This window comes from Zobellia uliginosa (genome assembly GCF_018860745.1).
Classification (GTDB): Bacteria; Bacteroidota; Bacteroidia; order Flavobacteriales; family Flavobacteriaceae; genus Zobellia; species Zobellia uliginosa_B.
Window position 1 is genome coordinate 1 of the sequence record NZ_JAHKPY010000005.1, and the last position, 26,910, is coordinate 26,910.

At 37.4% G+C, this 26,910-nt stretch carries 19 protein-coding genes; 11 read left to right on the forward strand and 8 right to left on the reverse strand.

What is annotated here, in order from left to right:
• Positions 1–288 precede the first annotated feature (288 nt).
• The 3 genes from KO521_RS09550 to KO521_RS09560 all read right to left on the reverse strand — a co-directional run bounded on the left by KO521_RS09550 (position 289) and on the right by KO521_RS09560 (position 7,069).
• On the reverse strand, positions 289–2,289 hold the full coding sequence (locus KO521_RS09550; protein WP_215939704.1) for a putative porin: 2,001 nt from the start codon (positions 2,287–2,289) through the stop codon (positions 289–291).
• A 158-nt stretch (positions 2,290–2,447) separates the two neighbouring features.
• Entirely contained in the window at positions 2,448–3,953 is a 1,506-nt protein-coding gene (locus KO521_RS09555; protein WP_215939705.1) for a RagB/SusD family nutrient uptake outer membrane protein, read from the reverse strand.
• Positions 3,954–3,964: 11 nt separating this feature from the next.
• Positions 3,965–7,069 (reverse strand): SusC/RagA family TonB-linked outer membrane protein, encoded by a 3,105-nt coding sequence (locus tag KO521_RS09560; protein ID WP_215939706.1) that lies wholly within the window; start codon positions 7,067–7,069, stop codon positions 3,965–3,967.
• Between the two features lie 220 nt (positions 7,070–7,289).
• Here KO521_RS09560 and KO521_RS09565 point away from each other — a divergent pair, with 220 nt between their 5' ends.
• The 5 genes from KO521_RS09565 to KO521_RS09585 all read left to right on the forward strand — a co-directional run bounded on the left by KO521_RS09565 (position 7,290) and on the right by KO521_RS09585 (position 14,573).
• Positions 7,290–7,880, forward strand: a complete 591-nt coding sequence (locus KO521_RS09565; protein WP_215939707.1) for a ribonuclease HII — start codon at positions 7,290–7,292, stop codon at positions 7,878–7,880.
• Positions 7,881–8,114: 234 nt separating this feature from the next.
• The gene (locus tag KO521_RS09570; protein WP_215939708.1) at positions 8,115–9,455 is read left to right on the forward strand and encodes an OmpA family protein; all 1,341 of its coding nucleotides are present in this window, start codon (positions 8,115–8,117) and stop codon (positions 9,453–9,455) included.
• A gap of 17 nt (positions 9,456–9,472) precedes the next feature.
• The gene (locus tag KO521_RS09575; protein ID WP_215939709.1) at positions 9,473–10,171 is read left to right on the forward strand and encodes a TapB family protein; all 699 of its coding nucleotides are present in this window, start codon (positions 9,473–9,475) and stop codon (positions 10,169–10,171) included.
• 71 nt (positions 10,172–10,242) lie between these two features.
• Complete coding sequence (locus tag KO521_RS09580; RefSeq protein WP_215939710.1) at positions 10,243–11,634, forward strand: S8 family serine peptidase; 1,392 nt, start codon at positions 10,243–10,245, stop codon at positions 11,632–11,634.
• A gap of 236 nt (positions 11,635–11,870) precedes the next feature.
• The gene (locus tag KO521_RS09585; protein WP_215939711.1) at positions 11,871–14,573 is read left to right on the forward strand and encodes a CHAT domain-containing protein; all 2,703 of its coding nucleotides are present in this window, start codon (positions 11,871–11,873) and stop codon (positions 14,571–14,573) included.
• Between the two features lies 1 nt (position 14,574).
• Here the strand turns inward: KO521_RS09585 and KO521_RS09590 are convergent, their stop codons facing one another.
• Both KO521_RS09590 and KO521_RS09595 read right to left on the reverse strand, forming a co-directional pair.
• On the reverse strand, positions 14,575–15,318 hold the full coding sequence (locus KO521_RS09590) for a tetratricopeptide repeat protein (protein WP_215939712.1): 744 nt from the start codon (positions 15,316–15,318) through the stop codon (positions 14,575–14,577).
• Complete coding sequence (locus KO521_RS09595; protein WP_215939713.1) at positions 15,318–15,887, reverse strand: RNA polymerase sigma factor; 570 nt, start codon at positions 15,885–15,887, stop codon at positions 15,318–15,320. Before KO521_RS09595 ends, KO521_RS09590 begins: the two co-directional genes overlap by 1 nt.
• 482 nt (positions 15,888–16,369) lie before the next feature.
• Here KO521_RS09595 and KO521_RS09600 point away from each other — a divergent pair, with 482 nt between their 5' ends.
• The 4 genes from KO521_RS09600 (at position 16,370) to KO521_RS09615 (ending at position 21,638) form a co-directional block, all read left to right on the forward strand.
• On the forward strand, positions 16,370–18,103 hold the full coding sequence (locus KO521_RS09600; RefSeq protein ID WP_215939714.1) for a hypothetical protein: 1,734 nt from the start codon (positions 16,370–16,372) through the stop codon (positions 18,101–18,103).
• Positions 18,104–18,220: 117 nt separating this feature from the next.
• Entirely contained in the window at positions 18,221–18,886 is a 666-nt protein-coding gene (locus KO521_RS09605; protein ID WP_215939715.1) for a collagen-like protein, read from the forward strand.
• A gap of 126 nt (positions 18,887–19,012) precedes the next feature.
• Complete coding sequence (locus KO521_RS09610) at positions 19,013–20,326, forward strand: Kelch repeat-containing protein (RefSeq protein WP_215939716.1); 1,314 nt, start codon at positions 19,013–19,015, stop codon at positions 20,324–20,326.
• 127 nt (positions 20,327–20,453) lie between these two features.
• On the forward strand, positions 20,454–21,638 hold the full coding sequence (locus tag KO521_RS09615) for a Kelch repeat-containing protein (protein ID WP_215939717.1): 1,185 nt from the start codon (positions 20,454–20,456) through the stop codon (positions 21,636–21,638).
• Positions 21,639–21,678: 40 nt separating this feature from the next.
• Here KO521_RS09615 and lipB read toward each other — a convergent pair whose 3' ends face one another.
• Genes lipB through KO521_RS09630 form a run of 3 tightly spaced genes read right to left on the reverse strand, consistent with a single transcriptional unit; the run spans position 21,679 to position 23,327 of the window.
• Positions 21,679–22,395: a lipoyl(octanoyl) transferase LipB gene (gene lipB, locus KO521_RS09620; protein ID WP_194551318.1), complete on the reverse strand. Its 717-nt coding sequence runs from the start codon at positions 22,393–22,395 to the stop codon at positions 21,679–21,681.
• A gap of 27 nt (positions 22,396–22,422) precedes the next feature.
• Entirely contained in the window at positions 22,423–23,160 is a 738-nt protein-coding gene (locus tag KO521_RS09625; RefSeq protein ID WP_215939718.1) for a hypothetical protein, read from the reverse strand.
• A gap of 11 nt (positions 23,161–23,171) precedes the next feature.
• A complete protein-coding gene (locus tag KO521_RS09630; RefSeq protein WP_081889202.1) occupies positions 23,172–23,327 on the reverse strand; it encodes a YqaE/Pmp3 family membrane protein in 156 nt (51 codons plus the stop codon).
• Between the two features lie 218 nt (positions 23,328–23,545).
• Between KO521_RS09630 and lysS the strand changes: the two genes are divergently transcribed.
• Positions 23,546–25,237: a lysine--tRNA ligase gene (lysS, locus tag KO521_RS09635; RefSeq protein WP_215939719.1), complete on the forward strand. Its 1,692-nt coding sequence runs from the start codon at positions 23,546–23,548 to the stop codon at positions 25,235–25,237.
• 157 nt (positions 25,238–25,394) lie between these two features.
• The gene (locus KO521_RS09640; protein ID WP_215939720.1) at positions 25,395–26,825 is read left to right on the forward strand and encodes an SLC13 family permease; all 1,431 of its coding nucleotides are present in this window, start codon (positions 25,395–25,397) and stop codon (positions 26,823–26,825) included.
• Positions 26,826–26,910 lie beyond the last annotated feature (85 nt).

A 26,910-nucleotide genomic window follows, 5' to 3' on the forward strand; every position in this document is an offset into this window, starting at 1 on the left:
TTTCGTTTCCACAACCATTTTGCAATGATTATTTTCCATATTTTTACCTTACCTACACATCACATTGATTATCAGACCGAAACACATACCGCTTTTTTACACAAACCCATGAAAACCCCTGCTTCCCAACACAACTAACATGAACTTTAGATAACATATCATACCTGACCTCACTCATCAGGCACGACAAATATTTATTTATTCTAGTGCTCAAAACACTACTGTTCTATAAAATTCATTGAAAACTTTAAAAGTACCCAATTAAGGTTGCCTGAGAAAAAATGGGGTTTACATGAAGAAATTCCAAACCAAACCAAAACGGATCACAAAATCGCGATATGGGTAGTTGGGCGCGGAGTAATAATTCGGTTCACTAGTGAACAAAGTATTGAAGTGTTCCGCCTTTAAATAGATTCGCGTCTGCTGTATTTTGGCGTTTATAAAGAAGTCTAACATAGGAAAATTACCCAACTCCTGATTATTTTGCAAATAGAACTCACCCAACAACGAGTTATACGCATCCATATTATATGATGTGAAATACTTTAGAGTTACTCCTGTTTGCAAAAACATAGCCTTTTTAAAAACATTAGAGGAGAAATACAAGGTATTCCTTGTCACTAGTTCGGGTACATTAAGCACTTGATTGGCTTGCGATACATTTTGATACATAATAGTATTGTTCAATGCAAACGAACCTACTTTAAATTCTTTGGAGTATTTTATCTTGGTATGATTAAGTACATTGTTTTCTTGCAAAGGCCGTATGTTGGCATTTTCAGAACCTTCTGTAATGATAATAGAGGAATCAGCTCCGAAGTAACTATAATTGTCTACCGTAGAATAACTCACCATTAGATTACCCCATAACTTAGACTCCAAATCAAAACGTAATCCGTAGACTTGTTCTTTCTCAAAACTATCAACATTCAACCAATTGTAATTAGTATAATCACTATGGTACAGCAAAAAATTGAAATTGGGCATTTTTGATGAACCAAATGCAGAGGCTGTTATTTTATGCTTATCTCTAATATTATATGATGCGGAGGCATTCATTTGATTGCCTCCAAGTTCTCCGGACAAATTATATTTTGCCATCGCTTTTAACTGAAAGCCTTTTATACGTTTTTCATATTCTGCACCAACAGCGATTTCTTCACCTTTTAATCTGCTAGGTATTTCTATGCCCTCTTCGTTTATTAAAATACTGTTGAAGAAATAATTATAATTATAAAGTGAGATATTACCCTGAAGCCTACCTAGTGTTGCATTATAAAATTCTGCATTAAACTGATTGTACATTGTTTTTAAACTCGCCTTGTCCTCAATTGGCGAAACCAGGTTATCCCCATAATATGTATTGGGTGTGGTTTGATTAAAAGCATAATATTTAGTCTCATAGTTAAATTGATGACCAATACCCAAAGAAGTTTTTTCTTGACTACTAGAGTCCTGCTCCTTTCTTACCAACTTATATAAGTGATCGAAAAAGTAGCGTTTACCCAATATTTTACTATTAGCATCACTAAAACGAACATCAATTTTTACACGGTCACTAAACTCGGAATTGCCGGACTCAAATTGATCTTCTTCATCTACCAGACCACCATTCTCTATATTCTCTAAATTCTGAGCGGCAATATGCGCACGTAAGCTATACCTGTTATTTTCTGTAACATAATTGGTAGTAGTCCTAAAATTACCGGATTCCGCTTGGTTATATTGGTATTTGCCTAAAGACCGAAATCCTTTATAGGCTATAGAGAAATTGAGTCTTTTTGAAGTATTCAGGGCTAAACTTGCATCTAATAACTGACCTTCCTCAAAGGTTGTTTTGAAAAGAAGGTCGGTCATTGGAGTAATAACGTTGTAGTATTTTATATCTTCTTTTTCAAAATAATTACCGTGAAGAGCTATGGCCCCCAAGGCCGGATATAAATTATTTGAATTGAAATCTACTCCTAGCTTATTATAAGGTTTACCAACATTGGCGAAAGGCATAAGTTCAAAATCATCCTTTCTAAGGTAGTTGTATTGATACTCTTTTTGAATGGTGAGGGTAGTATCCAAAATAGTCGTATCCCTTGCATGAGTAATAATCTTGTAATCTTCTATGGTAATTTCCTCAGGTTCCTGTTCCTTCTCGTCTTCTTTAGGCCCCAACCGCCTAGGCATGCGCCGCACTGAAGAAGTATCTATGTCTCTTTGAGGAGGAATAGAATCTTCTTGAGCGAAGAGTTGTATACATGAAAAGTGCATTAAAAAAATGAGAAAGAAATATTTCATTGAAGCTAATTACAGCGGTAAAGTTAATTTTTTTAGTTCGTAATTAAATGTGAAAATCTTTTTAGTTGTGAAATAGAAGCCCAAAAGTATACTTTTTAAAAAGAAAAAAAGCCGTCATACAATATGACGGCCTTTCCTAGCAAAATTCAAATAAAATATTAGTACACCAAATCAATATTTCTCCAGTCGTTTGCACCGGAAGCAGTACCTGGCTCACCAGCTGCTGCAGGTCCTCCGAAAGTATAAATAGGATCTTGTGAAATCTCAAGTTCTGAAGCAGGTACAGGATACATGGTAGGAGAACCCGCCTGTAACATATCATGTCTTCTCATAAACCACCATTCTATACAAATACCTGAAGCAAGATCAAGTTCTATAGACACCTCATATAGCAATGCATTCAAAACGTTAGGGCCTGCTACAGTAGTAGCCTGATTACCTTTAGCCATACGAGGGGAAGCATCTAGCGCAGCTGCTGCCGCTCCAAAATCTCCTAAACGATAGTAACATTCTGCCATTATGTAATCTATCTCCGCTTTAGCAAAAATATTCGTGGGTAAACCGGTGGAATTCTGATCATTATCGTTAAAGAACTTCACGGTTTTATAACTTGAGAATAAGTATCTTCCTCTGGAAGCTCTAAGAAACCCAAAATCATCACCAACATATTGGTAATACTCATCAAGTCTCGGGTCATCTGTTGTTACCTCACCTAAAACTATGCTCTCATCTTCTGGATAATCTGTATCGTAGGTAGGATCAAAAAGGTGTAAAATCTTTAAATCCGTTGGCATATATCCTGCATCACCCAAATCAAATAAAGACCAGTCCTGAAAGTTATTAAAAAACACATCTTCTTCGGCTAATGGGCTAAAATCTGCTGTTAGACCTTTTTCGGCATAAGCCAAAATAGCAGTATAATCTAGGCCTTGTGCTTCTGCATCCGTTCTAGGAAGGCCAATGGAAAGGCGTGCTAAGTAGCTATAAGCCAATTCTAGGAATTTAGGCCCATCTAACATCTCTCCCCCAGGATATACACTGTACTGAAATCCATTAAAAGCACTAGCCATCTGAATACCTATTTCAATATTCTTTACAGCATCAGCAAAAACCTCTTGATATGTAGAAAACTCTAATGCACCTGGATCAGTATCCGGATTAACAATATAAGCTTTATCATAAATCAAAGCCAGATAACCTTGAGCAACACCTTTATCAAAATAGGCCGCGGCCAATTCTTGCTGTGTAAGGTCACTATCTCCAACCATCACCTGGTTACCATCATTCTCAATATTGCCTATTACTATATTGGCATTGTTTATAACAGAGTTAAAACTGTCCCATGGGCCGCCCGCTTGAGACGGAAGATCATCATTAGCCGTAGAATTGATAATTTGTCTTCTAGGTTGATCACAAAAATCCCAAAAACCACTAAAAGCATTGGTTGTTGAAAATTGATCTGCTAACCCTCTAAAGTAAATACCTTGAAACTCGATTTGATTATCAAATAATGCTGAGTGATTAGATATATTAAAGTTCTGAAAATCCGGTCCGTTCGCCAATACTCTTTGCGCATCAGCCTCATTGGAATTACCTATGTTGAATTCCTCTTGTGTACATGACAGTATTGTCATGGCCATCACAAAATAAATTATTTTTTTCATGCTTATTTTTTTTAAAAAGTTATCTGTACCGCAGCGGCAAATGTTCTAAAGTTCGGAAAAGAAAACTCATCCAATTTAAAGATTGGGCTTCCGCTCAAGGCAACTTCTGGATCATAACCCGTATAGTCTGTGAATGTGTGCAAGTTTCTACCTGATAAAGTGAATTTGATAGCATCAATAGGAATTTTAGGTCCCAATACATTATCATCTAAAGTATATGATAATGAGATTTCACGAATCTTTACAAAAGTTGCATCTTCAACAAAGTAGTCTATAGGAGCGGCGCCATTGTATATGGTTGAACTAGCATTAGCATAAGAAGATTGCTGACCCGCAGCTCCGTATGTATCTAAATCTGCATGTCTATCATTAAAATACAGGAATTGTCTTGTATAATTATACACATCTCCACCAATTTGAGCGTCTATAAGTGTGTAAAGACTTAGATTCTTATAGGTAAGCGTATTTTTAAAACCCATATTAAAATCAGGATTAGTGTCTCCAATTAGGTCTACTGCTAACTGATTAGTTTCTGGATTCCACTTTCTAATTGCTTGTTCTCCTCCTGCATTTACAAGACCGGCTTGATCTTCATTGGCCGTAACAATAACATGACCAAATTCATTTACCGAAAAATCCGATATTGGCAGATTAAGCCCTTCATTAATTACTACGCCATTTTCAACCGTTAAATCATCTAAAGACGATGCCAATTGATTTCCGAACATTGCCCCAAATGGCTGTCCTGGCTCAACTCTAAAAACGTTTACAGCTGGATCCGCATCTAGTTGTTGGTTACTGCTTCCAGCACCAAAACCTTGAATAACCCTATTAAAAGGAGCTACCGAACCTAAATCATCAACTGAATTTTCAACTGTTGAGAATGTTATTCCAAAATCCCAAGTAAAGTCTTCGGTTTCAAAAGGAGTACCATTAAACGCAACTTCATAAGCTTCATAAGAAGTATCCGCTATGTTTTGAACTTGTACTCTACCGGGAACCGCACCAGATAAGGGAACAGTGATTAACGCATCTTCCGTATTAGAATTTGCATAAGTAAAAGCCAACGTATACTTATTTAAAACTTGGAAATCCAATCCTACTTCCAATTCCTTAATTGTAGGCGATTGCAAATCTGGGTTACCAATTTGCAAAGGTGTTATACCTGTCTGGCTAACTGAAAAAGTTTCGAAAATATCACCGAAATCAGGTCTAAGACCAGCAGTACCGTAAGACGCTCTAAACTTCAATTCATCCAACCATTCCGCGTCAATATCCTCACCTAAACGGTAGGCAAAAGAACCTCTGTAGAAAATTTGATCACGATTGTCTTCACCAAAAAGAGAACTTCTATCTGATCTTACAAGTCCCCCAATTATTAATTTATCTTTCCAATCCAAATCTGCGGATAGAAATACGTTTTGTGTTTTTTCTTGAAACTCTCCTGAGTTTACGCTAATATTCTCAGTACCCTGTTGTAGGTTAGTAACTCCTTCAGTCAAGAAATTAGAACTCTGTGCAGTTTTGAAAGAACCTTCAAAATCTTCAAATAAATACCGTAAAGAAGATTTAAAATTAAAATCTCCAAAACTTGTATTGTAATTTAATTGGGCATACGAATTAACACGTGCGTAATCACTGTCGATATTTAAAATAAAGCCGTTGTTAGTATTAGGATCAAATTGAGATCCGGATACGTATCCTTTTGGAAAAAAGTTAACAAACTCACTACGGCCTCTATCTGTAGATAAATGAGTTTCCAAAACTAAATTATCAGTAATGCTATACTTACCTGTAATGGAGGATACTAATCTGGTGTTTTCATTATCGAACTTTTGATTCGAAGCTACATATAATGGATTTTGATATTCATTGATAAAACCATTTCCATCAAAGAAAGGAATATAGTTTCCACTTGCATCCCTTTGATCTAGCCTTACAGTAGGATTAGCAGTTAACAAGTTAAAAAATACATTGTCTCCTTGTCCTGCCTGAGTTACCTCTGCTCCTGTTTGTCTCACCAAATAGTTTGTTAACTCTAACTTAAATTTACTACTCAAATTAACATCTAGATTTATGCGAGCATTTTGTCGTTTAAATGGATCAAGGCCTGTAATAATCCCCTGCACCTCTGTTTGTTCTGCAGAAATATAATAATTAACCTTATCCAAATTTTGAGAAACGGATGCACTAATTTGACTGTAAGGCTGTGAGCTTATAAACTCATCTACATTATTAATCAGTTCTCCTGGATAGGCGTTGTCAAAAATCCCGTCAGGATCAGCAACTATTGCTCCACTACTAAGGTCAAAATTACCATTAGCATCCAAAAGTCTATCATGTTTCTTTGCCAAAGGATAATCTCTTTGAGCATTAGAAAAACCATTTTCAAAACGCAATGTTACTTTTGGCTTATCAGTAGTACCTCGTTTAGTTATAATTTGTATAACACCGTTACCCGCTAATGATCCATATAAAGAAGAAGCTGCTGCTCCTTTAACAACCTCTATTGTTTCAATATCCTGTGTACTTATCTGATTAAGACCACCTTGGGTTATAATACCATCTACAATTATTAAAGGTGCCGTGCTTCCTTCTATAGAGCTAGCCCCTCTTAATATTACAGCTGCGTTTCGTAATGGGTTACCACCACCTTGAACAATTTGCGCTCCCGCAACTTTTCCGATCAATGCCGAAGCCGCATCAGGAGTTGGTACATTTTGAGTCCCGGTTACCGGCACCGTCTCTACTTTAAATGCCAGTTTCTTTTTGGAAGTACCTTGAGCAACACCGGTCAAAACTACTTCGTCTAAAGCCTGGGCACTATATTGCATTACAACATTTATCGAATTTGCGGTACCAATTTCCCTTTTTACCGTTTTTTGACCAATATAGCTATATCTCAAGCTTTGCCCTTCCTCTGCATTTATGGTATAATTACCATCAAAATCGGTTTGAGTTCCGTTGGTAGTACCTATTACTACTACGGAAACCCCTGGTAAAGGAAGACCATCTTCATCGGTCACATTACCGGAAATTGATTTTTCTTGAGCATAGGAATAGCCCGAAAATAGTACCAACAATGGCACTAAAATCCATTTAAATTTCTGTTTCATGTAAGAGTTTTTATGAATTAGTTTAGACAAAAAACCAAAAAAATTGTTAATAAACCAAATGTTATTGCAAAATTTGTTTATAAAACGTTAATTATACACTTGTTTTGTTAAATAAACAACATTAACAAATACGGCTTATTTTCTTACAAAAAATTACTTTAGGCAATTGTAAATTGCAAAAAGTAATTTTACTTTTCATCCTTACATTTTATATTGGAACATGCTACTAGAAAAATACAAATTCGATAACGAAGCAGGAACGGATGAAGCCGGGAGAGGTTGCTTAGCAGGACCTGTTACTGCAGCTGCCGTTATCTTACCCGAGGGTTTTACAAATTCCATACTAAATGATTCCAAGCTTCTATCTCACCGCAAGAGAGAAATACTTAGGCCCATTTTAGAAACTGAATGCCCCGCTTATGGCATTGCCCATATATTCCCCGAAAAAATTGATGAAATCAATATTTTGAACGCATCAATATTAGCCATGCATAAGGCTATTGAAAAACTTAGAATAACACCTGAGTTCATCATAGTTGATGGAAACCGGTTTAAACCATATAAGGATATTTCTCACGAGTGTATCATTAAAGGAGATGGAAAATATATGAATATTGCGGCAGCTTCCGTATTGGCAAAAACATATCGCGACGCCTATATGGATAAGCTACATGACGAATTCCCCATGTACAATTGGAAAAAAAACAAAGGCTACCCTACTAAAGAACACAGGGAGGCCATTAGAAAGTACGGTGTTACTAAATATCACCGTATGAGTTTTCGTCTACTACCCCAAACAACTGAAAAATAATCTAGAAGTTCTTTTCCTACACGTAAGAACAGATCACTTTTTTCCATTTATAAAGTTATTAGTACCATTCATACAATTTTCAATACCAGCTAATACAAGATTTTATTTCCAAAAAGTCTTTTCGTTTAGTTTTGATGTTAACCTTTAAAAAGGAGTATGCATTAAGTTAGGTAACATGTCAATTTTTAAACTTGACCAAAAACTACACTTATTGTTTTACTAAATAATAATTACATGAAAACGTTAGGACACTTATTAAAATTCATTTTGCCTTTTGCATGTATACTTTTTACTTACCAGAATAGTAATGCCCAAATTTTACGAAAATTAGGTAAGGTAGCAGAACGAGCAGCCGAGAGAACTGTTGAACGCAGGGTAGAAAAAGAGACCTCAGAGAAAACAGATCAAGCTCTTGATAGTATTTTGGAACCTGGAAGTGGAAAGAAAAAAAAGAAAAGAAATTCCCAACAAAGTGGTACTAGTTCTAATGAAAATGAAATAACCAGATCCAATGAAGAAATCGATCCCAATACGCAAACTTCTAGTGAGTCGGGACCACAATCTATTAAGGTCTATAGTAAATTTGATTTTGTGCCGGGAGACAAGCCTATCTTTGTTGATGATTTTTCAGATGAATTCATTGGCGATTTTCCCTCTAGATGGAACACCAACGGAAGTGGTGAACTTGTTACTATAGAAGAACATCCCAACAAATGGCTAAAACTTTTACCAGGGCATACTACTGCATACATTCCAGATGTAACAAATTTACCGGATGAATTTACTTTAGAATTTGATGTTGTTGCAACAGGATTGGATAATAAAACCTCCTCTCAATCTTATTTAGGTATTGTGGTGAGTGATAACAACACCTTTAAAAAAGGTGCCAACCTGGGGAGGGTAGAATATTCTTTCTGTCAATTTATAGACCGCGGTGTTATAGTTGAAAACAACATCTCCTCAAAACGGATAATTAGAAATGAAGTAGGTGCCGATATACGGAATGTGGTCAATCAAAAACACCATGTTTCCGTAGCAGTAAACAAAGAGCGCTTTAGATTATGGATAAATGAAAATAAATTTATTGACGTCCCAAGGCTACTACCCTCTAATGTACAGATGCAAGGGATAAAATTTACGCTTCGAGGAACGGACACAGAAAAGGAGTCTATACTTATAGGTAATATGAAAGTTGCCAAAGGAGGGGTTGACTTAAGGAGACAACTACTAGCTGATGGAAAAATATCTACCAACGGAATTTTATTCGATAGTGGATCGGACATTATTCAGCCTCAATCTATGGGTATTATCAGACAGATCTATCAGGTTCTTCAACAGGACGAATCAATACAGTTAAAAATTGTTGGTCATACTGATGCTGATGGAGACGATACTAAAAACATGATATTATCTCAAAACCGGGCCGAAGCTGTTAAGAATGCTTTAGTCTCTATATATAAGGTATCATCAGAACGCCTATCCACTAACGGTAAAGGAGAAACGGAGCCCGTAGCCGATAACACCTCTGTTGACGGCAAAGCTCAAAACCGACGTGTAGAATTTATTAAAGTATAAAACTTAAAAAGAACACTATGAAAAACCCTCTGCTTTTTACATTATTATTTCTTCTCTTTATTGGTTTTGCTTTTGGACAAGACAGTTGCAGTAAATTCTATCCTTTAAAGGAAGGAAGTACTTTTCAATATACCAATTATGACAAGAAGGGCAAATCTGATGGTACTGTAAATTATACTGTATCTGATGTTCGTTCCGAAGGCTCTGCTTCCGTAGCTACTTTTGACATGAAGCTTACAGACAAGAAAGGAAAAGAACTATTTGAAACCAACTATTCCTTTAGCTGTGAAGACGGATTGGTCAAGATTGACTACCAATCTCTTTTTCCATCACAAATGATGCAACAATATTCAGAAATGGGTTTGGAGATGGATATTTCAGGAACTGATATAGAACTGCCCAATAACCTAAGCGTAGGTCAACAATTGAATGACGCCAATGTTACGGTTGCTATGAACATGTCTGGCATGAAAATGAATGTAACCGTTGATCAAACGAACAGAAAGGTAGAGAAAAAAGAAAACGTTACTACATCCGCAGGTACTTTTGATTGCTATTTGATTACCGAAAACAGCATCACTAAAACTATGGGTGCTACTATTGAAATGAAATCTAAACTTTGGCTTGCGGAAGGTGTAGGTATGATAAAACAAGAATCTTACAAAGGCAATGGCAACCTCATCAGCCGGTCTGAGCTAAGCGCTTATAATGAGTAAGATTATCTGTTAACCTTTACCCAAGCTAGAACATAAAAATAAAACAATAATCAACCTTAATACCCTCAATTATGAAAACGAAAATTACATTTTTATTACTATTGTTTATCATACTATCTTCTTGTACAAAGATACCCTATGGACAAGTACCCGATGATGACGAGCCTAACTCTAATATCACATATCAAGACATAAACGTAGACGAAGGTATTAGCAGTGAAGAAACAAATATTTTTATCTCGCCGAATAATGTAATCGTAAAATATCAACCACAAGTTACACCTGAAGAACGCGAGGCCATTAGAGATAATTATCCCATTATAGAATTTAAACAATGTAACTGTGGCGAAACTAATATTGAGTTATGGATTTTTGACCCGAACATTAGTGAAGTAGAAATTGAGGGTGTGGTAGAACGCCTTTCAAGAACAAGCCAGAGAGGTACAACACGTGGAGAAAGGTCTTTTGATATAGTGCTTTCACCAGTTGGCCCTTATACAATTCAAGGTCAAGGTGTTGATGGGGAAGAGGAAGCGCTCATAGCAAATGCAGGTAATTCTAAAATAAATATTGCCGTTATAGACACTGGGCTTGATTTTTACAGGTATCTATTTACAAATGAACCTAAGAGATTCCTTTTCCCAAGTGGAAAATTTGGAAGTTGTTACCCAACAACATCTGGTTGGAATTTTACCCAACAACCTAATAACCGACTTTTTGCTGATGGCAATGGACACGGCACCTATATTACAAAAATTATTACCGATGAACTTGATAGCAAAAACCTCAATTATTCTATTTTACCATTAAAAGTATTTGATGATGCCGGAAAAGGCTCCTATTGGAATGTTCTGTGCGCCCTTTCTTATATTAAACAACTAAATGAAAATGGCGCTAACATCAGTATTGTCAATGCAAGTTTTGGAGGACAAATGCCACGAGAAATATTTGAAGATCCTGCACCAGGTGAGCAAAAAAATATCTTCGCACAATCTATAGAGGATCTTAACAGCGCCGGTGCGTTAGTTATAACTTCCGCAGGTAATGACAATAAAGATGTTGATCAAGGGTCAAATGGAGACTTTATTTCATCATTTAGGGAGACCAACATACTTACCGTAGGTGGTTATGAGTACGACACATTAAATCCTGGTTCATTGCCTATTAGATTGCATCCGCTTTCTAATTACGGCAGTAAAGGAAGTATAGATATCGCTTTAGCGTTTAATGATTACAGAATTATTTTAGATAATTCCGATCCCTTTTTAAAAAATAGAGTTACCCTACAGGGTACCTCATATGCTACAGCAGCCATGTCGGGAATTGCGGGATCAGTAATTAATCAGGTAGGTAGAGTACCTGCTGAAGAATTAAAGAATCTAATTTTCAACTTAGCCATAGATGCACCTCAGCTTAATGGTAAGATTGACGAAAGAAGGGTGATTCCTAGAGCTACGAACTAACGAATCATAAACATAAAACAAAAAAGAGCCCATATTACACATGGGCTCTTTTACATTTTTCACCTACTCCCAATTTTAAGAAAAAGTATTTCACCATAAAATTCTTTATATATTTAAAGCATTAATTTCCTTAAACACTAATTTTTATAACCAGCACGGTAATAGCAATAATGATTCCCTTTATGCTAAATCTTAAATTTAACTGTATTCTACTATTCTTTTTCAGTTATATCTGCATGGCTCAACAGAACACGTTGGTTAAAATCATTAACGCCGATGAAAGTAAGGAAATCATTCAAAAAAAAATCGATTCATTTTTTTCTGTTAGCTCAGAAAAAATATCTCCTATAGAACTCGCAAATTGTTATCACGATGTGGGCAATAAATGGTACCATGAACAGTGGTGGAATGATGGTAAAGAGGGTGATATTATAAATGCAATCACTTATACAAAGAAAGCATTAGAAATAAAGAGAGGATTAAAGGATTTAGAAAAAGGTTCTTTAGATAATACCTATTACAATCTTGGAGTTTTTTACGATTTAAAAGGTGAGATTTATAATGCCATAGAAGCCTTTAATTATATTAATGATTATGGTACGGATATCGAATGGATACGGTATGCAAAACTTGAGCTTGGTTATCTTTATCTAACAACAGGTGATTTCTATAAAGCTTTGGATCGTTTGGCCGAGATGATTTCTCTTTACGATGGTGTTTCCTTTAAAACAACAGATGCCAGAAAAATAATAGATGCCAGGATAATGATGGCGGAGACGTATGCCGAAATGGGACTGAGCGAATTTTCAGATGAGATACAGTTTAATTCAAATAAAGCGGACTCTCTTATCAAACTTCACAATGAACCCCACGAGCAGTTTAAAAGACGCATAGACCATTTAGAAGGAAATAGACTTCTGGAAACTGGCAATTATGAACTAGCAATCACCAAACACCAAGAAGTACTTAAAGACTCTGTAAGTTTACAACTAAAGGATATAGCAAATATTAACAACAGTATTGGTTATTCTTACTTTAAATTAAAAAACACTGAAAAAGCTTTAAGGCATTTAAACAAGTCGATAGCTATTGCCGAAGACTATTCCTTACCATATGAAAACTTGGGAGATCTTTATCTAGACCAAAATAATTTCAATAAAGCGTTAAAAAATTATCAAAAAGCAATTTTTTTAAAAATCGATACTAGAGAAGATTTAGAAATTGGCACACTTCCCAGTATTAAAACTCTGGAACTTTCAACTCAAAAATTATTCCTTCTAAGTCATATTATAGCCAAAGCAAACGGTTGGTTGAAGTTTTACGAATTCGAAAACAACAAAGACTATTTAAATCAGGCATTAAGTACATTTAGACTGGCGGATCAGCTAGTTGATGTTATTCGATCCGAGAGTACCGAATTCCAATCAAAACTTTTTTGGAGAGAAAAAGGAGCTTCATTATATACAAAAGCGGTAGAGGCTTGTTTCTTACTTACTAAACCAGAAGAAGCTTTTTACTTTATGGAGCGTAACAAAGCCTTACTTCTTCTTGAAGACATATCAAATGAGCAAGCAAAAATTATTACTAAACTTCCAGACTCTATTGCACAACGCGAATTTAATCTTAAACAGGCCATATTTCTATCTGAAAACAAATTACAGACCAATACAGATTTAGAAAAAACAGAACTTAAGATATTTAAAAATAAAATTTATAACGCCAAGAAAGCTTACAATGATTTTACGGATTCATTAAGTGTTACATCACCGGAATATGCAAAACTAAAAAGTAAAGCAGAGCTCCTGGCCTATAAAGATTTTAGAAAAAATTATATCTCAGATGATGAAGTAGTATTGCAATACATTCTAAACGACCAACAAGGCTATGGACTTTTAAACACTGCTGAAGGCACCCAATTTTTTAAGTTGGAAAATGTAAAGACTTTAAATGAAGATATCATTAGGTTATATGGACAATTGACGGATCTTACTATGAACCGTGCTGAACTATTAAACTACAATCAGTATTCAAATAGCATCTTTCACAAACTACTTCCTGAGCAGGTTTATAATGATATAAAAGGCAAAAAACTGACTATTATACCAGACTATATCTTACAACAAATACCGTTTGAAGCTTTTGTGACTGAAAACTCACCTCCTAAATATCTCATTGAGACCACAGAGGTTAGATACGCCTATTCTATGTCTTACCTAGATGCTAAGACACAGGTTCTATCAACCCCTCAAAAAGAACTTTATGCAGTAGCCCCCGTTCAATTTGCCAGTTTGGGCCTACCGGATCTAGTTTTTAGCGGTTCTGAAATAGAAGACGTTCAGAAGATATTTCCGGGAAATATTGCCCTGAACAATGAAGCTACCAAAGCGGCTTTTACAACCGATCTTGAGGATTACAGAATTGTACATCTCTCTACTCACGCCGATATTGGAGAAAACGAAGACCCATGGATTGCTTTTAGTGATGATAAAATGTTCCTTAATGAAATTTACGCCACTAAAAACCAAGCAGATATGGTTGTTTTAAGTGCCTGTAATACTTCAATTGGGGAGCTTAAAAAAGGTGAGGGAGCTATGAGTTTGGCAAGAGGCTTTTTTCATTCCGGTGCCAAAAGTGTCATATCTTCTTTATGGTCTACTTATGACAAGAGTAGCAAGGAGTTAATGACTTCTTTTTACAAATCACTTAAGGAAGGTAGCACAAAATCCGCAGCCATGCGAAATGCAAAATTAGACTACATCAAAAAATACCGTGAAAGCGCTATAGCTCCTGCGTACTGGAATGCCCTGATAGTAATTGGAGACAATTCCCCATTAATAGACAAGGCAAATCTACTACCTTACCTGTTATGGTTTATATTCGCCATTTTACTATTGGTAGTTCTTTACTACCTATTAAAAAAAAGAAAGCAAACCGTATAGTTTAATCCAGTTCGTCTAAGAGAACCTCAGCCTCGTTCTTTTTGTACCTTCCATCGGCAATTAGCAAATTAAGAGATTTTATAGCCTTCTCTTTCTGCTTGCTTTTTATATATGAAAGTGATATATACCATAATGCCTGAGGAGCAAATTCCCCTTCTTTTTCCAACACTTCACTTAAAAGCGTATTAGCTTCCGTAAGTTGATTGTTTTTAAGGTAAGATTGCGCTAAATAAAAATTGACACTTTCAGAATCATAGGTTTCTTTTAATTCAGTAAAAAGTTGAATCGCTTTAGCATTGTCGTCTGTCTCGTAGGCCACATAAGCCTCGCGTTCCAGGGAACTATCAGTTTCTGTACCCCGGGTTATGGCATATACCGTGTTGGGGTATTCTTGAAAATTGTCATTGTACAATTCTTGATAATCCGTACCTGAAAAATTATTGTAACCCAACCAACCTAAGCCAACTAATAAAGCTATAGAAGCTGCCATTGCCCATTTTTGATAATTCCTTTTTGGCAACTCGCGAACGGGAACGGTGTCTTCAATATCTTTTTCAAAGCCGATTAATTTAGATTTTAAACTATCGGTTTCTTTTTCTCGAATAACCTCCTTCAGGTTTTTTTCAAAGTCGAATTGCTCTTTGAACTCCACATCGGTTTTTAACAAATCATCAAACTGCTTTTGTTCTTCAGCAGTCAATTGATTTGAAAAATAATTATATAACAAAAGTTCTTTATCCATCATTAGTAGGTATTTGCTTGGATTTTTTCTTTTAAAGTTTTCATACAGCGCGATTTTGCGGACTTTACCACGTTTTCATTATTGTAGTTTTTTGCTTCCATAATTTCTTGAATAGTAAAACCACGGTAGTAAAACAAAGTCAATAGTTCTTGGCATTTATCACCTAAAGAGCCAAAGTGCTTTTTTAATAATTCCTGTTCCGTGGTTAAGCTTTGTGGTTCCATTTCAAATGTATTCACCAGCTCGTCCGTTTCTCCAACCCTAGACAAATCAAAATCACCGCTTACCACTTTCTTGTTTTTTCGCATCTTATCAAAGATTAGATATTTACCAATGGAAAACAGATATGTAGAAATGCTACTGGATAGGCTTTCTAACTTCCCGCTCATAATGTTATCATAAAAAATAACATAAGCATCTTGATACACATCTATGTTTTCTTCTTCCGAAAGGTTGTAGCGCCTAGCATAGTTTAAAAACTTTTGGCGATTAGATTCGTATACCAGCCTTAGCAAGTCATCCGAGCCCTTTCGTAAATCTTCAAGCGTTATTTCTGCCTGTGTATTTTCCATTTAATGTATATGTAATGAGAAGGTTAACAGTGGTGGCATCTAATTTAACATTTTTTGTTCGCCTCGTCTCAAAAACTAAAGATTATTTAGAAAACAGAACATCCGCCACCAAAGAAGTAATCTACTTCCTATGTGGTGAATAAGTAAAATACCCCATCCATGTTAACCTTTATCATTTTTTGAACATAAATAGGGGAACCATAAAAATGAAAAATATGAACACCTACGAAAAATTAGAACTCATAAAAAGAGTATTGATCCTAGCCTTTACGGCATCTCTGCTTGTTCTTTTTAAGCTACTTACATAAAGTATGCTTAGATATACGAGTAACCCCCAAAACTCATCTCAGATACAGAACTCTAATTGAACGCCATTACACCTATATATAAATGTATCCACAAGATTTTGTAGTCCTTAATAACTGAACTGCATATCTCTCTAAAGTTTTAACACTAAAGCATATTCTTTTAAAACCACAATTATGAAAAATGCAAAATCCATTATCTACTTATTAGCAATTATATTTTCAATGACAGGATGTACAGACGATGATACTGTAGATGAGCCTTCAAAAGTTACTGCAGTGAGGCTTGGGGCGGTCTCTGACTTTACCGGACCCTGCTCCAAAAAATTTGATTTTGAAGCAGAAATAGATGCAGATGGACCTATGACTATAAGTTATACATGGTTAAGAAGCGATGGGGCCACTGCTACGGAAAACTCTATTACGTTTGAAGAAGCAGGAACTAAAAAGGTTACTACATCATGGACTCTTGGTGCAAACGGAGAATCTTATGTGGGCTACTGGCAACAACTAAAAGTCATTAGCCCAGAGGAAATTCTTTCTAATAAAGCCGAGTTTAATTTACACTGTGAAGAAGAAGAAGAAGAAGAAGAAGAAGAAGCTGTAACAATCACCACTACTACCGCTGTTGTAGGAGAAAATAGTTTTACCGGGCCCTGCTCCAAAAAATTTGATTTTGAAGCAGAAATAGATGTTGATGGTCCAACAACTATAACATATACATGGTTAAGAAGCGATGGCGCAACTGCACCGGAAAACTCTATTACATTTGAAGAAGCAGGAACTAAAAAGGTAACTACATCATGGACTCTTGGTGAAAACGGTGAATCTTATGAGGGCTACTGGCAACAACTAAAAGTCATTAGCCCAGAGGAAATTCTCTCCAATAAAGCCGAGTTTGATTTACATTGTGAGGAAGATACAGTAACCATCACTGCAACTACCGCTGTTGTGGGAGAAAATAATTTTACCGGACCTTGTTCCAAAAAATTTGATTTTGAGACCGAGATAGATGCAGACGGCCCAACAACTATAACATATACATGGTTAAGAAGCGATGGGGCAACTGCTCCGGAAAACTCTATTACATTTGAAGAAGCAGGGACCAAAAAGGTAACTACATCATGGACTCTTGGTGGAAGCGGAGAATCTTATGAGGGCTACTGGCAACAACTAAAAATCATTAGCCCAGAGGAAATTTTCTCTAATAAAGCCGAGTTCAATTTATATTGCGAGTCAGAAGAGAATGTTGAACTTGTCTCTCTCAGTCCTGACTCACCCTCCACTCTATTTGTAGGAGAGAGGGTCGAGTTTACCTTTAACTATATAACAAGCGAGGCCGCTGGTGTTAGAATATTCGGTAGACCAATGACCGATGGCAGTCCAACACCAGGCTACGCGGCACATGGGTCACCCTTACACGCCACTGGCGAAGGCTCTTCTAATGGGTATTTCACCATACAGGAGAATCCCCAACATGTAGACCAAATACGATTTCAAATGTGGGATGCCGATCAGGGCAATCTTTTGTATGAGTTCTTTGTAGATGTTGACTACCAATACCTTGCTCATAGAGTCGTACTAGATAATTTAGAACCAGGTACGAATTCAACATTAGTGGAAGGAGAAAGGGTAAATTTTGATTTCCATTATAAGACAAATGAGCCTGGTGGAGTTAGAATCTTCGGCAGACCGTTTACTAACGGAAGTCCTACCCCTGGCTACAAAGCACATCCATCGGGCATTTATCCTGTGGGAGAAGGAAACGGCAGTGGATATTTCACCGTCAGTATTGCCGAGACTATAACCCCACATGTTGTTGACCAAATAAGGTTTCAAATGTGGGACGCAGATCAAAATAATCTACTGTACGAGTACTTTGTAAACGTAGACTACGTGTTTACAGAATAAGGAGAAAACAGAACAAAAGTAAAAAACCGAGGCTAACACCTCGGTTTTTTTCATTCCAGATGTTAACCTTGGTATAGTCTACAACATAAAATACCAAATACATAAATCACAAGCATTATGAAAACTACACTGAAGATTTTACTCTTGACATTTTTAAGTATCACCGCACTAATTACTTCCTGTTCAAAAGATGGGGATATTGGCCCAATAGGGCCGCAAGGTGTTCAGGGTCTTGCTGGAGAACAAGGAGAACAAGGTTCAGAAGGACCTCAAGGACCGGCTGGCGAAAACGGTGAAGATGGTGAAAACGGTGAAGATGGTGAAAACGGTGAAGATGGCGAAGACGGTAATGCCGAAGTGTATTACAGCAATTGGATTCCTGCAGAATTTGCGGGCACCTCAGAGACCTCTAAATATATGAAAATCGATTTCCCTTCTGAGATGGAATCCGCCTTTAGAATAAAAAATACCCATATTGTTTTAGTCTATTTCACCGGTTATGGCGATGGTAATGTATACCAACTACCTGTTCTTAATTTCAGAGGAGCCGAATTCACCTTTGGTTATGGTTCTGGAAGCCCCGCTTCAGCAGATATCTATATACGTGCAAAATCAACGAGTACCTCTGCTCTTACCGAATTCGCTATCAGCCCAGATAGAGGTAATAGGTTACGCTATCTTATCATTCCTCCAAACCTACTAATATCTTCAAAAGGAAATACACCTGATTTTGAAAAGATGACCTACTCTGAAGTTATAGACTACTTTAATCTTGTTTATTAATAATAATAACATATCGATCCAACAAAAAACCGAGGCTAACACCTCGGTTTTTTTTTATGCTATATGTTAACCTATTTGATCTTCTAACATTAACAATAAAACCAATTCATTTTTAAAACGACAATTATGAGAAATACAAACTGGATTTTTGCATTTTTTTTATTCGGTACAATGCTTCTATGCTCCTGCTCAAATGACGATGGGCCATCAACACCCGATCCCGTGGCCAAGGAAGAAACCACTGAGGAAGAGGCAATCGAAGAAGAAGAAGAAGAAGAAGTCGCCAACAATGCACCAGGGCCATTTAATTTAATAGGGGTAACGGACGGTGCCGTGGGCGTAGATGTATATCCTACTTTTAGCTGGCAGGCCGCTACAGACCCTGATGATGATGCCGTAAGTTATGACCTATATTTGGGTTTGGCAGAAGACCCTACAGAAATCTATGCGGAAAACCTAAGTGACACGAGATTTGAAGTAATAAACCGTTTAAACACCTATGATAGCTATTATTGGAAAGTAATTGCCAAAGACACCGAAAACGCTTCGATAAGTAGCGAAACCAACGAATTTACCATTAGGGGCCTTAACTTACCAACAGAACCCGTCTCTACCGAAGCGGCTTTCTCAAAAAGAAGTTATCATACCTCCGTAATTTTTGATAACAAACTTTGGGTCATTGGCGGATATGATGGTAATTTTAAAAACGATGTATGGTTCAGTACGGATGGGAATACGTGGACTGAGGCTACTGCCAGTGGGCCTTTTTCTCCCAGGTATAATCATACCTCCCAAATTTTTGATAACAAACTTTGGGTCATTGGTGGATATGATGGTAGTCGTAAAAACGATGTTTGGTTCAGTACGGATGGGAATACGTGGACGGAAGCTACTGCAAGTGCGCCTTTTTCTCCCAGAAACTCCCATACCTCCGTGGTTTTTGATGACAAACTTTGGGTCATTGGTGGAATTGATGATAATTACAAAAACGATGTTTGGTTCAGCACGGATGGGAATACGTGGACGGAAGCTACTGACAGTGCCCCTTTTTCTCCCAGGTATAATCATACCTCCGTAATATTTGATAACAAACTTTGGGTCATTGGTGGATATGATGGTAGTCGTAAAAACGATGTATGGTTCAGTACGGATGGGAATACGTGGACTGAGGCTACTGCCAGTGCTCCTTTTTCTCCCAGAGAATCCCATACCTCCGTGGTTTTTGATGACAAACTTTGGGTCATTGGTGGACAGGACTCCGGTAGTTTTAAAAACGATGTTTGGTCAAGTACGGATGGGAATACGTGGATGGAAGCTACTGACAGTGCGCCTTTTTCTCCCAGATATTATCATACCTCCGTGGTTTTTGATGACAAACTTTGGGTCATTGGTGGATATGAAGACGGTGGCAGGGAAAACGATGTATGGGCACTGGAATAGATTTTAAAATAGCAACAAAATTTAAACAAAAAACCGAGGTTTAAACCTTGGTTTTTTTATGCTATATGTTAACCTTTTTAATCTTCTAACATTATAATAAAACCAATCAATTTTTGAAACGACAATTATGAGAAATACAAACTGGATTTTTACATTTTTTTTATTCGGTACAATGCTTCTATGCTCCTGCTCAAATGACGATGGGCCATCAACACCCGATCCCGTGGCCGAGGAAGAAACCACTGAGGAAGAGGCAATCGAAGAAGAAGAAGAAGAAGAAGAAGAAGAAGTCGCCAATAATGCACCAGGGCCATTTAATTTAATAGAGGTAACGGACGGTGCCGTGGGCGTAGATGTATATCCTACTTTTAGCTGGCAGGCCGCTACAGACCCTGATGATGATGCCGTAAGTTATGACCTATATTTGGGTTTGGCAGAAGACCCTACAGAAATCTATGCAGAAAACCTAAGTGACACGAGATTTGAAGTAATAAACCGTTTAAACACCTATGATACCTATTATTGGAAAGTAATTGCCAAAGACACCGAAAACGCTACGATAAGTAGCGAAACCAACGAAATTACCATTAGGGGCCTAAACTTACCAACAGAACCCGTCTCTACCAAAGCGGCTTTCTCAGAAAGATATGGACATACCTCTGTGGTTTTTGATGACAAACTTTGGGTCATTGGTGGAATTGATGATAATTACAAAAACGATGTTTGGTTCAGCACGGATGGGAATACGTGGACGGAAGCTACTGCCAGTGCGCCTTTTTCTCCCAGAAGCTCCCATACCTCCGTGGTTTTTGATGACAAACTTTGGGTCATTGGTGGACGGGGCGACGGTGGTCGTAAAAACGATGTTTGGTTCAGTACGGATGGGAATACGTGGACGGAAGCTATTGACAGTGCGCCTTTTTCTCCCAGGTATAATCATACCTCCGTAATATTTGATAACAAACTTTGGGTCATTGGTGGATGGGAAGCTAATTTCAAAAACGATATTTGGCTCAGTACGGATGGGCATACGTGGACGGAAGCTACTGACAGTGCACCTTTTTCTCCCAGGTATCATCATACCTCCCTGATTTTTGATAACAAACTTTGGGTCATTGGTGGATGGGACGCCGGTGGTATTAAAAACGATGTTTGGTTCAGTACGGATGGAAATACGTGGACGGAAGCTACTGCCAGTGCGCCTTTTTCTCCCAGAGAATCCCATACCTCCGTGGTTTTTGATGACAAACTTTGGGTCATTGGTGGACAGGACTCCGGTAGTTTTAAAAACGATGTTTGGGCACTGGAATAGATTTTAAAATTGCAACAAAATTTAAACAAAAAACCGAGGTTTAAACCTCGGTTTTTTGTTTTATCAATTCAGCCTCAAAAAGATTTTCAAAATGTTTCTGAAGTTTTTGCTTTACCTCTTCCAAGTCAACCTCCTGTATTCCTAGTTCTACATTTAAAGAAGTAACCGCCTTACCTTTTATCCCACAGGGAATCATTAGATCAAAATAACCTAAATCGGCATTTACGTTTAAGGCAAAACCGTGCATGGTTACCCAACGGCTGGCCCGTACGCCCATGGCACAAATTTTTCTGGCAAACGGCGTGCCCACATCTAACCAAACTCCGGTTTCACCTTCGGAGCGTTCCGCTTTCAATCCGTATTCGGCTAAAGCAAGAATGACCATTTCTTCTAAAAATCTAAGGTATTTATGGATATCGGTAAAGAAATTATCAAGATCTAAAATAGGGTAACCAACTATCTGCCCAGGTCCGTGATACGTAATATCACCTCCTCTATTTATCTTATAAAATTTGGCGTTTTTTGCAGCAAGTTCCTCTTTGCTTATCAAGAGGTTGGCAAAATCGCCACTCTTCCCTAAAGTATACACATGAGGGTGTTCTACAAACAAAAAGTGATTGGGAGTGGGTTCATTAGCCGGCCCACGACGATTACTGATTTTTACATCTACCGTTTGTTTAAAAAGCTCTTCTTGGTAATCCCAAGTGTCCTTATAGTCTTTCAACCCTAAATCCTGTAAATACACCTTCTTGTTCATGGCACAAAGATAAGAAAAGGTTATGGCCTATTTTTCTAACTCTACCTCTATCAAAATTGACTCCGGGTCCTTTATCATATCTAAAAAGTTAACCTCATAGATCATGGTTTTCCCATCCATAGAAAAAGTGGCTTCTTCCACATTGGTAGACTTTACCCGTTTTGGAAAGTGGTATTTAAAGGTGTATGTAGAGCTGGACAAGAACATTTCCGCAGTTTCAAGACTATCTATACTTTTCTGAAACAATTCAGTATCCGTTATCGTCGCCTTACGCTCAAACTTGCCCTTTTTAAAAGTATAATCAACCTGAGTTGCTTCATTAGCGGAATTTTTTGGCATAGGCTTACTACCAGCTGCAGGACCTATGGAACTAGCACTCTGGAAAGCATTGAAAGCATCGTTCACTTCGGATACATCCTTAAAATCCGTAAACATTTCAAAATTCATAATACCCTTTTCAGCATCCATCATCATGTGAAGACTAAAAGGTTCTAACTTTTTAAGTTCTGCTTGTTGTTCTTGAGATAATTGGGCAATACTATCCTTTTTCTCCCGCAGCAAATCTTTAAAAACAATAGTGGAATCAATTACCTCCTCTAATTGGGTTGAATCTGATGAAGGCAACATCTGTAACATCTCTCCCCCATCAAAGCCAATGTTCATCTTTCCTGTTCCATCTGCTTTAAAATGGATTTCTTCGGTAAAATTGCAGGCTACAAAAAGCACAGTGATAAACACCGTTGCCAAGATTCTAAATAACTTCATAGAATATTATTTTAATTGGGGTTGTTCAATATGACCAATGCAGCAATGACACCAGGGACCCAGCCGCAGAAAGTCAAAAGTAGAACAATTAGAAAAGACCCACAACCTTTACCGATAACCGCAAGCGGAGGAAAGACAATAGCTAATAACACACGTAAAAAACTCATTTTGATTTTATTTTATTGATTGATGATGTACTTATATGACGCAATAACAATCAACTTGTTACAAATTTCAACTAAAAATTGATAGGCAACTACTCGCCATTTCATCCTAATCATTTATCACATTCATACAAACAGAATGCCAAGCTTATAATTTCATATTACTAGATGCATATAGTAAACTTCCGATAGCTTATATTTGCAGCCTTAAATAGTAAAAAATGCAACTGTCGGAACAAGAAATTATTAGAAGAGAAAAATTGACCAAATTGCGCGAATTGGGCATTAACCCCTATCCCGCTGCTTTATACCCTGTGGATGCAAATTCCAAGGGAATTAAATCCGATTATAAGGAAGGTAAGAAGGTGGTCATTTCAGGTAGATTGATGTCTAGAAGAATTCAGGGCAAGGCTTCTTTTGCCGAGTTGCAGGACAGTGAAGGCCGCATTCAAGTTTATTTTAACCGGGACGAAATCTGTACCGGAGAAGATAAAGGTCTTTACAATGACGTTTATAAGAAATTATTAGATATAGGTGATATCATTGGTATTGAAGGTGAACTTTTCACTACTCAAGTTGGAGAGAAAACGGTTATGGTCAAAAACTTTTCGCTTTTAAGCAAATCGTTACGCCCATTACCTTTACCCAAAAAAGATTCTGAAGGCAAGGTTTTTGATGAATTTAATGACCCGGAAATGAGATACCGCCAACGGTATGTAGATTTGGTGGTCAACCCAAAAGTAAAAGAGACCTTTATAAAGCGTACCAAGATTACGAACAGTATTCGTGAGTTTTATAATGAAGCAGGTTACTTGGAAGTAGAAACTCCTATACTTCAGCCTATACCTGGTGGTGCCGCTGCTAGACCGTTTTTAACGCATCATAATGCATTGAACATTCCTTTATATTTAAGAATAGCGAATGAGCTTTACCTGAAAAGACTAATTGTTGGAGGGTTTGATGGTGTTTATGAGTTTTCCAAGGATTTCCGTAATGAGGGAATGGACCGTACCCACAACCCTGAGTTTACCGTAATGGAACTCTATGTAGCCTATAAGGATTACAACTGGATGATGGACACCACCGAAAAATTACTAGAGAAGATTGCTCTAGATGCCAACGGAACGTCCAAAGTTACCGTAGGTGATAACGTAATTGAATTTAAAGCTCCATATGCCAGAGTACCTATTTTAGAAGCCATAAAAATTCATACCGGTAAAGATGTTGCAGGAATGCCCGAAGATGAACTTAGGGAAACTGCAAGAGGTCTTGGTATTGAAGTTGATGAAACTATGGGTATCGGCAAGTTGATAGATGAAATCTTTGGTGAAAAATGTGAGCATCATTATGTACAGCCTACATTCATTACCGACTATCCAAAAGAGATGAGTCCGCTTACCAAAGAGCACAGAGATAATCCCGCACTTACGGAACGTTTTGAATTAATGGTTAACGGTAAAGAACTGGCAAATGCCTATTCTGAGCTTAACGATCCTATTGAACAGCGTGAGCGTTTTGAAGAGCAACTAAAACTTTCTGAAAAAGGCGATGATGAAGCAATGTTCATTGACCAGGATTTCTTACGTGCCCTTGAGTATGGTATGCCTCCTACATCCGGTATTGGTATTGGTATTGACCGTTTGGTAATGTTAATGACCAACAATTCTTCTATTCAAGAAGTGTTGTTCTTCCCGCAAATGAGACCTGAAAAGAAAGCAATAGAATTAACTGATGAAGAAAAAGCAATTGTGGAGCTACTTAAACCCTCCGGTGCTATGGAATTAGCAGACTTAAAAACAAAAGCTGGACTTAGCGGTAAAAAATGGGATAAGTCTATGAAGGCTTTGGCAAAGCACGGCCTTACTTCGGTTGTGGTTGATGGTGATTCTAAAACCGTTCAGTTGAAGTCATAAAACATTATAAATTTTAATTTTATTTGAGCCCAATTCATCAAAATGAATTGGGCTTTTTTTGTTTTTCCCCAATTCTCCCTCCAAAGATTCTTAACTACCGCTATTAATTTTCAAAAGAAAAAGAAAAAACATAGCTTAGGAGTCCTAATTCAATACCATGGAACTCAGTAAAAAAGCCGGACTCTTTATCGGCCCTATTCTTTTTTTTATAATTCGATTTTTACCTTTTGATTTGGTCTCCGAAAAAGGAGATGCCGTAATTGCCGTTGCCGTTTGGATGGTTATTTGGTGGATTACAGAAGCTGTTTCCATTTCAGTTACCGCGCTGCTACCCCTACTCCTATTCCCCTTTCTCAAAATTATGGATATTGGAGATGTGGGTGCTAACTATGGAAGCCCGATCATCTTTCTTTTTTTTGGCGGCTTTGTTCTCGCCTTGGCCTTGGAGAAAGTAAACTTGCACAAACGCATTGCCCTGAACATCATTAAAATTACAGGTACTACGCCTAATAAAGTAGTACTGGGGTTTATGATCGCCACGGCATCTTTAAGCATGTGGATAAGCAATACCGCTACCACTGTAGTAATGCTGCCTATTGCCATGTCAGTTATAAATCTTTTGGTCAATGATGCGGACGGTTTTACCAAAAGCGACCAAAATTTTGCCCTTTCGGTGATGTTGGGAATCGCCTTTTCTGCCAATGCCGGAGGTGTAGCGACGGTCATAGGCACACCGCCCAACTCCGTCATGATAGGTCTTCTTGAAAATGAATACAATATTGAAATCTCTTTTCTGAAATGGATGGTTCTTGGTGTTCCTTTCTCTGCTTTAATGATATGGATCAGTTATTTGGTTTTGGTTAAATGGATGTATCCTAATCGCGACCTCGTGTTTTCCGCATCAAAAGATGTCATTAGTGCTGAGTTGAAAAAATTGGGAACTATGAGTGGAAAAGAAAAAATGGTACTTGCCATATTTGGGGTCACTGTTTTCTTATGGATTTTTAGAACGGTTATTAACGGTTTATTCCCTGCCCTTAAATTAAATGATACCATGATCAGTATCATGGCCGCCATAGCCATGTTCTCCATTCCCTATAATATGAAAAAAGGAGATTTTATTCTTGTTTGGAAGGACACTCAAAAATTGGCTTGGGGCATATTAGTTCTTTTTGGCGGAGGGTTGGCCTTGGCCAAAGGCATGTCCGTAAGCGGTATTGTAGATATGGTGTCCGCTGCTATTGGTGACAGTCATGTGAGCGTCCTATTCACCGCCATACTTTTGATCACACTTATGTTATTTATGACGGAACTTATGAGCAATGTAGCTTTAATTGCCGTACTTGCTCCAGTGGTAGCCGGAATTGCAATTGGATTAAACGTTCCCGTACTCTATTTATTAATACCCGTTACCATAGCCAGTAGCTGTGCGTTCATGCTTCCTATGGCCACACCACCAAATGCTATTGTCTTTGCAAGTGGCTACGTTAAAGTGGGAGAAATGGCTCGTGTAGGTGTAATTCTGAATATTATAGCCGTAGCTCTACTCGTACTTATGTTTCAGTTTGTTGTACCGTTGTTATTTTGAAGTTTAGCTTACACCATAAAAAAACTATAGAAAAGCACAAAACCCCTGTTTTAAACAGAGGTTCAGCTAGCTAATTCAAATAATT

Bases quoted from the DNA above. Each gene is read 5' to 3' on its own strand.
- KO521_RS09550 (WP_215939704.1), bottom strand. From the start codon at position 2,289: ATGAAATATTTCTTTCTCATTTTTTTAATGCACTTTTCATGTATACAA.
- KO521_RS09555 (WP_215939705.1), bottom strand. From the start codon at position 3,953: ATGAAAAAAATAATTTATTTTGTGATGGCCATGACAATACTGTCATGT.
- KO521_RS09560 (WP_215939706.1), bottom strand. From the start codon at position 7,069: ATGAAACAGAAATTTAAATGGATTTTAGTGCCATTGTTGGTACTATTT.
- KO521_RS09565 (WP_215939707.1), top strand. From the start codon at position 7,290: ATGCTACTAGAAAAATACAAATTCGATAACGAAGCAGGAACGGATGAA.
- KO521_RS09570 (WP_215939708.1), top strand. From the start codon at position 8,115: ATGAAAACGTTAGGACACTTATTAAAATTCATTTTGCCTTTTGCATGT.
- KO521_RS09575 (WP_215939709.1), top strand. From the start codon at position 9,473: ATGAAAAACCCTCTGCTTTTTACATTATTATTTCTTCTCTTTATTGGT.
- KO521_RS09580 (WP_215939710.1), top strand. From the start codon at position 10,243: ATGAAAACGAAAATTACATTTTTATTACTATTGTTTATCATACTATCT.
- KO521_RS09585 (WP_215939711.1), top strand. From the start codon at position 11,871: ATGGCTCAACAGAACACGTTGGTTAAAATCATTAACGCCGATGAAAGT.
- KO521_RS09590 (WP_215939712.1), bottom strand. From the start codon at position 15,318: ATGATGGATAAAGAACTTTTGTTATATAATTATTTTTCAAATCAATTG.
- KO521_RS09595 (WP_215939713.1), bottom strand. From the start codon at position 15,887: ATGGAAAATACACAGGCAGAAATAACGCTTGAAGATTTACGAAAGGGC.
- KO521_RS09600 (WP_215939714.1), top strand. From the start codon at position 16,370: ATGAAAAATGCAAAATCCATTATCTACTTATTAGCAATTATATTTTCA.
- KO521_RS09605 (WP_215939715.1), top strand. From the start codon at position 18,221: ATGAAAACTACACTGAAGATTTTACTCTTGACATTTTTAAGTATCACC.
- KO521_RS09610 (WP_215939716.1), top strand. From the start codon at position 19,013: ATGAGAAATACAAACTGGATTTTTGCATTTTTTTTATTCGGTACAATG.
- KO521_RS09615 (WP_215939717.1), top strand. From the start codon at position 20,454: ATGAGAAATACAAACTGGATTTTTACATTTTTTTTATTCGGTACAATG.
- lipB (WP_194551318.1), bottom strand. From the start codon at position 22,395: ATGAACAAGAAGGTGTATTTACAGGATTTAGGGTTGAAAGACTATAAG.
- KO521_RS09625 (WP_215939718.1), bottom strand. From the start codon at position 23,160: ATGAAGTTATTTAGAATCTTGGCAACGGTGTTTATCACTGTGCTTTTT.
- KO521_RS09630 (WP_081889202.1), bottom strand. From the start codon at position 23,327: ATGAGTTTTTTACGTGTGTTATTAGCTATTGTCTTTCCTCCGCTTGCG.
- lysS (WP_215939719.1), top strand. From the start codon at position 23,546: ATGCAACTGTCGGAACAAGAAATTATTAGAAGAGAAAAATTGACCAAA.
- KO521_RS09640 (WP_215939720.1), top strand. From the start codon at position 25,395: ATGGAACTCAGTAAAAAAGCCGGACTCTTTATCGGCCCTATTCTTTTT.